This window comes from Enterobacter cloacae complex sp. IR53041 (assembly GCF_049238285.1).
Taxonomy (GTDB): Bacteria; Pseudomonadota; Gammaproteobacteria; order Enterobacterales; family Enterobacteriaceae; genus Enterobacter; species Enterobacter roggenkampii.
Genome location: NZ_JBMKHB010000007.1, coordinates 39941 through 52255, shown reverse-complemented (window position 1 = coordinate 52255; position 12315 = coordinate 39941). Strand labels below are relative to the sequence as shown.

Here is a 12315-nt window from a genome sequence, read left to right as displayed (position 1 = left end):
CTCAGCCCCGGGCGCGTTCAGCAAGCCACAGGCGCAACTGTTTCTTATCAACTTTGCCGACCGGCGTCAGCGGGAGCGCATCCACGCTCTCCACGCGGTCCGGCAGCTTAAATTCGGCGACGCCCTGCTCGCGCAGGAAGCGACGCACCTCGACCGCGCGCAGGGGCTGTTTCACCACCAGATACGCGCAGCTCTTCTCGCCCAGCAGGCTGTCCTCCATGCTCACCAGCGCGGCGTGGATCACCGACTCATGGCGCAGCAGCAGGTTCTCGATCTCCTCGGCGGCGATCTTCTCGCCGCCGCGGTTGATCTGATCTTTCTCGCGCCCCTGCACGGTGATGTAGCCCTGCTCGTCAATGGCGATCAGATCCCCGGAGCAGTAAAAGCCGTCGGCGTCGAAGGCGCTGGCGTTGTGTTCCGGGCTGTTGAAATAGCCGCGGAAGGTGTACGGGCCGCGCGTCATCAGGCGTCCGACCTCCCCACGCGGCAGCGGGTTGCCGTGCTCGTCCGCCACCCACACTTCGTCGTCCGGGCACATCGGGCGGCCCTGGGTGTTGATGATGCGTTCCGGGGCGTCGTCGAGCGCGGTGTAGTTCACCAGCCCTTCCGCCATGCCGAACACCAGCTGCAGCTGGCAGCCAATTTCCGCCGGAATACGCGCCGCGAGCGTGGCGGAAAGGCGCGCGCCGCCCACCTGCAGCAGCTTCAGTGATTTAAGCTGCGCGCTGTCCGCCCCGTCGGCAATCGCCTGCAGCCAGAGGCTGACGGCAGGCGGCACCAGCGAGGTGACGTTAATCTGATGCTGTTCAATCAGCGGGAAGCAGAGCGTGGCGCTCGGATCGTTCGCCAGCACCACGCAGCCGCCCGCGGTAAAGACGCCTAACGACCCCGGCGAGCTCATGGCGTAGTTGTGCGCCGCAGGGAGCGCGTTCAGGTAACGCGTTTCGGCGGTAATGCCGCAGATCTCGTTGCTGCGACGAATGCTGTAGTCATAGTCGTTGTGCGTTCGCGGGATCAGCTTCGGCGTGCCGGTGCTGCCGCCGGAGAGCTGGAAAAACGCCACCTCGTCGGCGGGCGTCGGGTTGGCAATAAAATTGTCCGCCGGGCGGGTAATCGCCGCCTCCAGCGCATGCTCGCCCTCGTCACCGCGAAGCAGCACGACGCGTACCGAACGGTGTTCCCCCACGAAAGCGTTGAGGAAGTCATCGCCCGCAAACAGCGCGTGGTCGCGATCGGCGATCAGCACGGCGGGTTTGATCTGCGCCGCGTAGGCGTTGAGTTCGCTGCGCTGATGGCTAAAGAGCGCGTTCACCGGCGCGACGCCGATTTGCAGCAGCGCGAAGAAGGTCATGTAGAACTCGGCCACGTTGCCAAGCTGCACCAGCGCCGTCTCGCCGCGCTGCAATCCTCGCGCCTGAAGGGCTGAGGCCAGGTTGCTTACGGCCTGATTCAGCGCGCGGTAGGTAATGTGGCGATCGCTATCGATAATCGCCACCGCATCGCTGTCCGCCCGATCCGTCAGGAGGTGGGTCAACGGCAGATCCTGCCAGTAACCTTTTTCACGGTAGCGGCGGGCAAAATCCTCAGGCCAGCGGGTAAAGGGAATGGTCATGAGTCTTCCTTAGTGCAAACCAAAAACGTTAAGCATGGTGGAGAGCTTCACGCCCGTCTCGCGCCACTCGCCCACCGGGGAGGAGGCAGGCACAATGCCCGCACCGGCAAACAGGCGAACGGTATTTTCGCGAAGACGCGCGCAGCGGATGGTCACCACCCACTCGCCGTTGCCTTCGCTGTCGCACCAGCCAACGATGCCGCCGAACAGCTCGCGGTCGAACGGCTCCAGCTCGGCAATCAGCTCTTTCGCCGCCTGATGCGGGAAGCCGCTCAGCGCCGGGGTCGGGTGCAGCAGGCAGGCCAGCGTCAGGGCGTTCTCGTTTTCACGCGCCTCGCCTTCTACCGGCGTTGCCAGATGCCACAGCGTCGGCGTGGTAATCAGCTGAGGAGAATCAGGCATGCTGAGATGGTGGCTGCGCGGTGCCAGAATGGCCTTCATCGCCTGGGTGACCAGGTCGTGCTCGTGGCGGTCCTTTTCGGAGGCCAGCAGCTTGTTGCCCGCCTCGCGATCCAGCACATCGTCAGGCTGACGGCGCGCGGAGCCCGCCAGCGGCAGCGAGCTAAAGTGCGCCCCCTCTTTGCGCAGCAGCAGCTCCGGGCTGGCGCCCAGCAGCACGCCGCCGTCTTCCAGCGGCACGTGGAAGTTGAAGCTCGCCGGGTTCTGGGCGATCAGGCGCTCCATCAGGGCGCCGCTGTCCATGCGTTTGTCGGTCGCGATATCAATCAGGCGCGACAGCACCACCTTGTTCACCTGCGGCGTGGCGGTCAGCGACGCGGCGCGCGCGACCATCTCTTCGAAGACGGGCTGCGGCGGGATCTCGGTGCGTTGTGCCACCTTCAGCGTCTGCGCGCCGGAAAAATAACGTGCGGACTGCTGACGTGCGGGACGGGAAAAGGTTTCCCAGTGTTGCGGAATAAACAGCGACGAGGGCTTGCGGGTGTCGAACGGGATCGCCCCCACCATCACCGGGTGAGCAATACCGCTGGCTTTTGCCGTGCGGAAGGCCTGGGCTAATTTTTGCTGGAAGCGACCCGCCGGATCGTCACCGCCGACGGCGGGTTCACTGAAGCGGGAAAAGCAGCCGGACGTGGTAAAGCTGCGGTAAGGCGACATAAAGAAAAAACGGTCTGATTCCAGCGTGGTTGCGGCGTGCTGAACTTCCTCAGCCAGGGACGTATCCATATCATCCTCCTCAAAATGATAAAAGAAGCAATAATGATTATCATTTATATTTTCGTCGGCTAACCTAATCCCACATCGCTTCGCTGTCAACCGTCGGGCAAATAACTTGTGCGACAAAAGCTTGCATCCCGTTGCGGCAACCATGAAAATGAGAAGCATTATCTCCAACAAAAACAGGATCCCGCGCTGTGAAATTCCCTGCCGTTTTCCGTAATCCCCTGCTTTTATTATCACTTTTTGTTTTAGGACTTACCTCAGCCGCTGCCGCCGACTGGCCCCGTCAGGTGACCGACAGCCGCGGCGTTCACACGCTTGAGAGCAAACCGACGCGCATTGTCTCCACCAGCGTGACCTTAACCGGCTCCCTGCTGGCCATTGACGCACCGGTCGTCGCCAGCGGCGCGACCACGCCGAACAACCGCGTGGCGGATGGACAGGGTTTCCTGCGCCAGTGGGGCGATATGGCGAAGCAGCGCAAGGTTGCCCGGCTGTATATCGGCGAGCCGAGCGCAGAAGCGGTGGCCGCGCAAATGCCGGACCTGATTTTGATCAGCGCCACCGGCGGGGATTCCGCGCTGGCGCTGTACGATCAGCTTTCCGCCATTGCGCCGACGCTTATCATCAACTACGACGACAAGAGCTGGCAGGCGCTGCTGACCCAGCTGGGCGCGATCACCGGACACGAAAAGCAGGCCGCAGAGCGCATTGCCGCGTTTGATAAACAGCTCGCGCAGGTGAAACAGCAGATGACGCTGCCGCCGCAGCCGGTGAACGCCATCGTCTACACCGCCGCCGCGCATTCCGCCAACCTGTGGACCGCCGAATCGGCGCAGGGCAAACTGCTGCACCAGCTGGGCTTTACGCTGGCGGACCTGCCTGCCGGGTTGCAGACCTCAACAAGCCAGGGCAAGCGCCACGACATTATCCAGCTGGGCGGTGAAAACCTGGCGACGGGGCTGAACGGCGAAGGACTGTTTGTGTTTGCCGGTGACGAGAAAGACGTGGCGGCGATTTACGCTAACCCGCTGCTGGCGCACCTGCCGTCGGTAAAAAACAAGCGCGTATGGGCGTTGGGAACCGAGACGTTCCGCCTGGATTATTACAGCGCGATGCTGGTGTTGCAGCGTTTGAATGCGATGTTTAAATAACAGGCACGATCCCCGTAGGCCCGGTAAGCGCAGCGCCACCGGGCGTTTTGTCGGGTGGCGGCTCCGCCTTACCCGACCTACAAGGTCACCACACTCTCCTGCCTGAACCGGCGCAATTCCACCAGCGCCACCAATAAGATCACACCAACCATTGCTAACACAAACCCGCTGCTGCTCGCGGACGCCGCCGGGGTCATTATCGCCCCCAGACCGCCGAGGATCGCCGCGCCAATGGCATCGCCCGTGACGTTTTGCGCGGTCCACAGGCCGTTAATGCGCCCGAGCATTCCTTCCGGCGTCTGGGTCTGGATCAGGGTGTACTGCAGCAGCGAGCTGATGGCGCTCAGCCAGCCGAAGATCACCAGACACATCACCCCCAGCGCCCAGACCGGCATCAGGCTGAAGAAGCCAATGGCGATAAACGAGGCCAGCGTGGCAAGCAGCATAATCAACCCCGGCCGCGCGCTCTGTGCTAGGTTGCCGCTGGTCAGCGCCCCGCACGCCGCGCCGAGCGGAATGGCGGCGTAGAGAATGCCTATTTCCGAGGCGCTCATCTGCCACTCGCCCGCCAGCGCCGGGTACAGCACGCGCACGGCGCTCGCCATCGTCAGCAGGCCGCCGAGCAGCGCAATCCCGCCAATCAGCGGGTTGCTGAACAGGAAACGAATCGCGGCCATCAGGGACTTCAGCGGATGCTCGCGCGGCTGCGGCGGAGGTGGCAACAGCGGCAGGCGCAGCAGCGTCAGCGTGGTGATAAACGTCCCCGCCGCGGCCAGGCCGTAGTTCCACGCCACGTTGCCGGTTGCCAGCAGCAGGCCGCCGACCATCGGCGAAATCACCGAGCCGAGGCGCACGGTGAGCATGGTGATCGCCCCCGCCTGCATCAGATTTTCTCGCCCGACCAGCGCGGGCGTCGCCGCCAGCAGCGCCGTCACGCCTAAGGAGGCAAAGAAACCGTCCCACAGCCCGAGGGCATATATGGCCATCAGCGACGGCTCAGGGAGCATGGCGTTCAGACACAGCCCGATAAAGCCCACGCCGCAGGTGCCGCGCGCCAGCAGGATCAGCTTTTTACGCTCGTAGCGGTCCGCCAGCACGCCGCCGACCATCAGACCGATAAACATCGCCCCGCCGGTTAACGTCACCGATAACCCCACCAGCCAGCTGGAGTGCGTCATCGTCTGGATCTGTACCGGCACGGCCACGCCGAGCAGGCCGAGGGATAAAATGGAGATAAAGCGGGCGATAAACACGGCGCGATACGCCGGGTGCGTTTTAAGCAGGCTGAGGTTGAGCAGCCAGGATTTTTGATTCATGACAAAGCCTTGAGTGTAATTCTACCCATTCCATGGGCGCACATGCTAACATAGCCAAATAAGATAGATAACGATAATCACTATCATTATCAAATCATGGATGTTGCTATGTCGTTTTCCTCATCTTCGGTGCGCGCCGTTGCCGTGCCCGTTTTATTGCTGCTGTTGATCCTGGCGATTGCACTCAGCCTGCTGGTCGGCGCGAAGCCGCTTCCCGCGTCCGTCATCGTTGATGCGCTTACTGGCACCTGCCAAAGCGCTGACTGCACTATCGTGCTCGACGCCCGCCTGCCCCGCACCTTTGCCGGACTGCTGGCCGGCGGCGCGCTCGGCCTTGCCGGTGCCCTGATGCAAACCCTCACCCGTAACCCGCTGGCGGACCCCGGCATTCTCGGCGTGAACTCCGGCGCGAGCTTTGCCATCGTGCTGGGCGCGGCGCTGTTCGGCTTCACCTCTCCGTCTGAGCAGCTGGTAATGGCTTTCTGCGGCGCGCTGGCCGCCTCGCTGCTAGTGGCGTTTACCGGCAGCCAGAGCGGCGGTCAGCTGAGTCCGGTACGCCTGACGCTGGCGGGCGTGGCGCTTGCCGCGGTGCTGGAAGGCTTATCTAACGGCATCGCCCTGCTCAACCCGGACGTCTACGACCAGCTGCGCTTCTGGCAGGCCGGCTCGCTGGATATCCGCACTCTTGAAACGCTGAAAGTGGTGGCGATCCCGGTGATGATTGCCGCCGCCGTAGCGCTGTCGTTAAGCCGGGCGCTGAACAGCCTGAGCCTCGGCAGCGACACCGCCACCGCGCTCGGCAACCGCGTCGCGCGCACGCAGCTGATTGGCCTGCTGGCCATCACCGTGCTGTGCGGCAGCGCGACCGCCGTGGTCGGGCCGATCGCCTTTATCGGCCTGATGATGCCGCACATGGCGCGCTGGCTGGTAGGGGCGGATCACCGCTGGTCGCTGCCGGTCACGCTGCTGGCGACGCCTGCCCTGCTGCTGTTTGCCGACGTGCTGGGCCGCCTGCTGGTGCCGGGTGAACTGCGCGTCTCGGTGGTCAGCGCCTTTATCGGCGCGCCGGTGCTGATTTTCCTGGTGCGCCGTAAACGCGGAGGTGGCGCATGAGGGCCCCGTCCCGTCGTTTAGTCACCAGCGTCTCCCTGCTGGTCGTCGCCAGTCTGCTGCTGGCGGTCTGGAGCCTGCAAAGCGGTGCCGTAACGCTTGATTTCGCGCAGGTATTTCACGCTCTCACCGGCAGCGCGCCGCGTAACATCACCATGGTGGTCACCGAATGGCGGCTGCCGCGCGTGGCGATGGCAATCCTGGTCGGCGCGGCGCTCGGCGTCAGCGGCGCGATATTCCAGTCGCTGATGCGCAACCCGCTCGGCAGCCCGGACGTGATGGGCCTCAATACCGGGGCCTGGAGCGGCGTGCTGGTGGCGATGGTGCTGTTCGGCCAGCACCTGACGGCCATTACCTTCACGGCGATGGCGGGCGGCATTCTGACGTCGCTGGTTATCTGGCTGTTGGCCTGGCGCAACGGCATCGACACCTTCCGGCTGATCATTATCGGTATCGGCATCCGTGCGATGCTGATGGCCTTCAATACCTGGCTGCTGCTGCAGGCCTCGCTGGAAACGGCGCTTTCCGCCGGGCTGTGGTACGCAGGTTCTCTCAACGGCCTGACGTGGGGCAAAACCTGGCCCACCGCGCCGCTGATTGTGCTGATGTTTATCGGCGCGCTGCTGCTGGTGCGACGCATGCGGCTGCTGGAGATGGGCGACGACAGCGCCTGCGCGCTGGGCGTGAGCGTCGAACGCTCGCGCCTGATGCTGATGCTGGTGGCGGTCTTACTGACCGCAGCGTCTACCGCCATCGCCGGGCCGATCTCGTTTATCGCCCTTGTCGCGCCGCATATCGCACGACGTCTAAGCGGGACGGCGCGCTGGGGATTAACTCAGGCGGCGCTGTGCGGCGCGCTGTTACTGCTGGCCGCCGATCTCTGCGCCCAGCGGCTGTTTATGCCTTATCAACTGCCGGTGGGCGTAGTGACCGTCAGCCTCGGCGGGATTTACCTTATCGTCTTGCTCGTTCAGGAGTCACGCAAGAAATGACAGACACAACCACCCGCTTGCGCGGCGAAAACCTCACCCTCGGCTACGGCAAAAAAATCATTGCCCGAGACTTAACCGTTGCCATTCCGGACGGCCACTTCACGGCGATTATCGGCCCGAACGGCTGCGGCAAATCGACCCTGCTGCGCATGCTGAGCCGCCTGATGACGCCGGTGGAGGGGAGTGTCTTCCTGGACGGGGAGCAGATCCAGCGCTTCGCCAGCAAAGAGGTGGCCAGGCGCATCGGGCTGCTGGCGCAAAACGCCACCACGCCGGGGGACATCACGGTGCAGGAGCTGGTCTCGCGCGGGCGCTACCCGCACCAGCCGCTGTTTACCCGCTGGCGTAAAGAGGATGACGAGGCGGTGAACCGCGCGATGCGGGCGACGGGCATCACCGATCTCGCCCAGCAGAGCGTGGACACCCTTTCCGGCGGCCAGCGTCAGCGGGCGTGGATTGCGATGGTGCTGGCGCAGGAAACGTCGATCATGCTGCTGGACGAGCCGACAACCTGGCTGGACATCAGCCACCAGATTGATCTGCTGGAGTTGCTGAGCGAGCTGAACCGCACGCAGGGCTATACTCTGGCGGCGGTGCTGCACGATTTAAACCAGGCGTGCCGTTACGCCACGCACCTGATTGCCTTGCGCGACGGGGAGATTGTGGCGCAGGGTACGCCGAAAGAGATTGTCACGCCGGAGCTGATCGCGCGGATCTACGGTATGCGCTGCATGATTATTGACGATCCGGTGGCGGGAACGCCGCTGGTGGTGCCGTTAGGTCGGCGGTAATTGCCGGGTGGCGGCTACGCCTTACCCGGCCTACACTCGGCTCCCGTAGGCCGGGTAAGGCGTAGCCGCCACCCGGCGCTTTTGACGTTACCCCAAAATCTCCCTCAACACTGGCCCAATTTTCTCAAACGCCTGCGGTGAAATGATATCCACGTGGGCGCAGTCCTGGCTGTACACCTCAAGCTCCGCCACCCACGGTGCCCAGGCGGCCTGCGGCTCCATCATGCGCGTGCGTTCGGCAACGAACAGCGTCGCTTTACCATCAAAGCGTGAACTGTGCGCCGTGGTGAGCAGCCGCACCGCATCGGCGTAGTTGCCTTCGATAGCGTTAAACAGCTCGCTGGAGCCCTGTCCCTGCTGGGCGGCGATAAACGCCTGCCGCTCGCGCTCGATCTCCGCCAGCACCGCCGGGTCGAGGCCGTTGGCCTCTTTTTCCGCCCAGTTCTGGGTTTCCGGCGGCCAGGTATCCAGCAGGCCGAGGAACGCCACCGCTTCACCCTGCTCGCGCAGGCGGGCCGCAATGCCCTGCGCCAGCGTGCCGCCGAGGGAATAGCCGAACAGGTAATACGGCCCCTGCGGCTGCTGCTTACGCAACGTTTTCAGGTGATGATCGATGACCCCATCGAGATCCGAGCACTGCTGCATCGGGCCGTCCGGGCGCGGCGACTGAATGCCGACGATTGACCTGCGCGGGCTGAGATAGCGCGCCAGGACGCTAAACTGCCAGGCAAAGCCGGACGCCGGATGGAAGCAGAACAGCGTCGGGCCGTCGCCCTCACGCAGCGGCAGAAGGGTTTCATACCCCAGACGCTGCGCCTGCTCGTCGCTCAGTTGCGAGTCCAGCAGCGCGCTAAGCTTGCTCACCGTCGAGGCGACCATAATTTGCCCCGGCGTGACCTTGCGGTTGAACGCGCGGCTGAGCTGCGCCGCGAGGCGCATCGCCAGCAGCGAGTGGCCGCCGAGGGCAAAGAAATCCGCCTCAATGTCGCTGATCTCACAGCCCAGCAGCGCGGAAAACGCCTGCGCGACGGCGACTTCGGTTTCAGTCTCCGGCGCACGGCTGGAGGATTTACTCGTCAGCTCCGGCAGCGGCAGCGCCTTGCGGTCAAGCTTGCCGTTCGCGCTGAGCGGCAGCGCGCTGATTTGCAGCAGCACCACCGGCACCATATGCGGCGGCAGCTGGGTTTTGAGCGATTCCAGCAGCGCGTCGCGGTCCAGCGGTAAGCCGGATTCAGAAACCACGTACCCCACCAGCTGGCGCGCATCGCCGCCCGTTGCCGCCGCCTGGTTGAACACGCAGGCGTGCGCCACGGCCTGGGCCACGTCCGGCAGCGACAGCATCGCCCGGTCGATTTCACCCAGCTCGATGCGCTGGCCGCGGATTTTGAGCTGGTCATCGCTGCGGCCCAGATATTCCACCGCGCCGTTATCCAGCCAGCGGGCAACGTCCCCGGTGCGGTACATCCGCTCGCCCGGCGCGAACGGGTCGGCGATAAAGCGGCTGGCGGTGAGATCGGGGCGTCCCAGATACCCCTGCGCCAGCTGAATGCCGGTGAGGTAGAGATCCCCCGCCACGCCGAACGGTACCGGGCGCATCATCGCATCCAGAATGCGCAGCCCCGTGTTCCACACCGGGAAACCGATCGGCACGCTGTTACCTTCCACCGCCGCCAGCTCGGGCCCAAACGCCGGATACCAGCTGACGTCCACCGCCGCTTCCGTCGGGCCATAGAGGTTATGCAGCGGCACGTGCGTCAGCTGTTCCCACTCGCGGCACAGCGCGGTCGGCAGCGCTTCGCCGCTGCAGAACACCTGCTTAAGCGTTTTGCAGCAGTCGACGTTTTCCGGCGTCAGCGAGGCAACAAACGCCGCCAGCATCGACGGCACGAAGTGGGTAGTGGTCACGCCGTAGTGCGCGAAGAAGCTCTGCATCGCCTGCGGATCGCGGTGCGCGTCCGGCTCCGCCATCACCAGCTTCGCCCCGGCGATAAACGGCCACCAGAACTCCCACACCGACACGTCAAAGCTGCACGGCGTTTTCTGCGCCACCACATCGTTCGCGCCCAGCGGATAATGGTCCTGCATCCACTTCAGGCGGTTAACGATGGCGGTATGGCCGACCATGACCCCTTTTGGACGCCCTGTCGAGCCGGAGGTAAAGATGATGTACGCCGTCTGCTCCGGCTTTGCCAGACGCAGCGGCTCAGCATCGGTGGCCGGTAAAAGTGTGTTGTAACTAAACGTCTCAACGGGCAGATCGCTAAAGCGCGGAAGCTGTTCGTCGGTGGTAATGAGCAGGGACGGCTTCGCGTCCTCGAGCATCATCCGCAGGCGATCGTCCGGGTAGCCGGTGTCAAGCGGCAGCCACGCGGCGCCCGCCTCCACAATGCCGTGCAAGGCTAACGTCAGGAATACCGAGCGCGGCAGGGCCACTGCCACGCTGTCGCCCGGCTTCACGCCGCGCGCGCGCAGCAGGTTTGCCAGCGCGACCACCTGCTCGCGCATCTGGCGGTAGTTCAGTTCAGTATGGGCATCCGCCAGCGCGGGGGCGTCCGGCGTTCTGCTCGCCTGTTCCGCCACCAGATCCGCGAGCGTGGTGGACGGCAGCGCCAGCCCGGTATCGTTGATGCGCGTGAGCTTTGCGTATTCCTGCTCTGAAACGGTTTCCACCTCGCCGCAGCGCAGGTCAGGATTGGCCGCAAACTGCACCAGCATCGCGTTCAGGCGCGCCACGTGACGCGTCAGCGTCGCCTCGTCGTAGCGCTGCTTATTAGCGAGGATCTCCATGCTCAGCCCGCCCTGCTCGTCCGGGAACAGCGCCAGCTCAAGATCGTTCACCGGGCCGGTCGCCAGCGTGTGGGTAATGGCCTCCACGCCGTCGATATCCAGCTGGTAGTCGAACACTTTAACGTTCAGCACCGGACCAAACAGGGCTTCATCGCCTGCGGCACGTCCGCTGTCGCGCACGATCTGCTCGGCGTCGTAGCGCTGATGGCGGCGCATTTTTTTCAGCTGGTTCGCCAGGCGCAGCGCCAGCGAAGGAAGGCTCTCCAGGGGATCGATATTGACCGCCAGCGGCAGGACGTTAAGCACCGGCCCGGTCGCGGTGAGCGCCGCGGACCCCATCCTTCGCATAAAGATAAACCCGGCGGCGTAGTCCAGCCGTCCGGTGAGGCGCCCCAGCCACAGCGCCACCAGCGCAAGCGCCAGGTCGGTGCGCTGTACCTGCCCTGCCGCCTGTGCAAGCTGGCTGAAGGCGCGGCCGTCGGCGGTAATTTTCAGACGCAGAATGTCGGTCGTGGCGGCGCGGCCCGGCAGCGGCGCGGAGGAGAGCGAGACCGGAGAAGGCAGCTCTTTGCGCTGCCCGGCCCAGAAGGCGCCGTCGCGCCGGTACGCCTCGCTGTCGCGATAGCGCTGATACTCGTCCACCACCTCTGCAAATGGCGTAAACGGGGATTCCGGCGTGGGTTCGCCCTTTTTCCACGCGGCATAAATCGCGGCGATCTGGCGGGTTATGGCCGGGAAGCTGAAGCCATCCACCACCAGATGGTGATAGCGTTGATACCAGTACCAGTGTTTTTCACCGACCTGAATCAGCTGATGGAAAGCGAGCGGCTGACCGCTGTCCACGCGCAGATCCTGACTGAGATCGGCCTCCATCAGCGCCACGGCGGCGGCGTGGGAATCAACGCGAACGATGGACGGTTCCGGCAGAATGAAGGTGTCATCCACCCACTGCCACGCCTCACCGTTGTCTTCCGCAAAGCGCATGCGCAGGGTATCGGCCTGCATCATGCCCGCGGCAATGGCTTTTGCCAGCAGCGGCGCATCGATATCGCCTTTCAGCTCGGTGTAGTGCGCCACGCTCCAGGCGTTTGGCAGCGTGGACAGCTGTTCCGCCATCCAGATCCCCGGCTGGGCGGCGACGAGAGGAAGACGGTTCATGCGTTCTCCCCCGCGAAATAAGACGGCTCAAGCGTCTGCCAGCGTTCCGCCAGCCACTGCTGGCACGCCTCCTGAGACTGTGCTTCGCACACCACGCCCCACCCTGCCGGCAGTTCGCACTGCTGTGGCCACAGGCTGTACTGCCCCTGGTCGTTTTGCAAAATGGCGAACTGTCCCTGCGGATTATCGAAAGGATTGCTGAATTCCATACAGACT

General features: G+C 64.0%; 9 protein-coding genes. 4 read left to right on the top strand and 5 right to left on the bottom strand.

The genetic code is table 11. From position 1 onward, the window contains the following. Position 1 precedes the first annotated feature (1 nt). Together entE and entC are read right to left on the bottom strand one after the other, a co-directional pair. Positions 2 to 1612 (bottom strand): (2,3-dihydroxybenzoyl)adenylate synthase EntE, encoded by a 1611-nt coding sequence (gene entE / locus ACOTXF_RS07190; protein WP_232926761.1) that lies wholly within the window; start codon positions 1610 to 1612, stop codon positions 2 to 4. Positions 1613 to 1621: 9 nt separating this feature from the next. Next, positions 1622 to 2797 carry an isochorismate synthase EntC gene (entC, locus tag ACOTXF_RS07185; protein ID WP_045416500.1) on the bottom strand — a complete coding sequence of 392 codons (1176 nt, stop codon included), beginning with the start codon at positions 2795 to 2797 and terminating at the stop codon, positions 1622 to 1624. A 188-nt stretch (positions 2798 to 2985) separates the two neighbouring features. On the opposite strand from entC, the gene fepB reads away from it, so the two are divergent. Further along, entirely contained in the window at positions 2986 to 3945 is a 960-nt protein-coding gene (fepB, locus tag ACOTXF_RS07180; protein ID WP_045416503.1) for a Fe2+-enterobactin ABC transporter substrate-binding protein, read from the top strand. A gap of 77 nt (positions 3946 to 4022) precedes the next feature. Here the strand turns inward: fepB and entS are convergent, their stop codons facing one another. Beyond that, positions 4023 to 5261 (bottom strand): enterobactin transporter EntS, encoded by a 1239-nt coding sequence (gene entS, locus ACOTXF_RS07175; RefSeq protein WP_045416505.1) that lies wholly within the window; start codon positions 5259 to 5261, stop codon positions 4023 to 4025. Positions 5262 to 5369: 108 nt separating this feature from the next. Here entS and fepD point away from each other — a divergent pair, with 108 nt between their 5' ends. From fepD to fepC, 3 genes are read left to right on the top strand one after another with little or no spacing between them, the layout of a single operon-like run. Beyond that, positions 5370 to 6374: a Fe(3+)-siderophore ABC transporter permease gene (gene fepD / locus ACOTXF_RS07170; protein WP_232926763.1), complete on the top strand. Its 1005-nt coding sequence runs from the start codon at positions 5370 to 5372 to the stop codon at positions 6372 to 6374. Further along, positions 6371 to 7363, top strand: a complete 993-nt coding sequence (gene fepG, locus ACOTXF_RS07165; RefSeq protein WP_045416511.1) for an iron-enterobactin ABC transporter permease — start codon at positions 6371 to 6373, stop codon at positions 7361 to 7363. Before fepD ends, fepG begins: the two co-directional genes overlap by 4 nt. Continuing rightward, positions 7360 to 8154 (top strand): iron-enterobactin ABC transporter ATP-binding protein, encoded by a 795-nt coding sequence (gene fepC, locus ACOTXF_RS07160; protein WP_047745862.1) that lies wholly within the window; start codon positions 7360 to 7362, stop codon positions 8152 to 8154. Before fepG ends, fepC begins: the two co-directional genes overlap by 4 nt. An 87-nt stretch (positions 8155 to 8241) precedes the next feature. Here the strand turns inward: fepC and entF are convergent, their stop codons facing one another. Together entF and ACOTXF_RS07150 are read right to left on the bottom strand one after the other, a co-directional pair. Then, positions 8242 to 12099, bottom strand: coding sequence for an enterobactin non-ribosomal peptide synthetase EntF (gene entF, locus ACOTXF_RS07155; RefSeq protein WP_232926767.1), 3858 nt, complete (start codon positions 12097 to 12099; stop codon positions 8242 to 8244). Beyond that, positions 12096 to 12308, bottom strand: a complete 213-nt coding sequence (locus ACOTXF_RS07150; RefSeq protein ID WP_021242619.1) for an MbtH family protein — start codon at positions 12306 to 12308, stop codon at positions 12096 to 12098. The genes entF and ACOTXF_RS07150 overlap by 4 nt, the downstream gene beginning before the upstream one ends. Between the last annotated feature and the right edge of the window lie 7 nt (positions 12309 to 12315).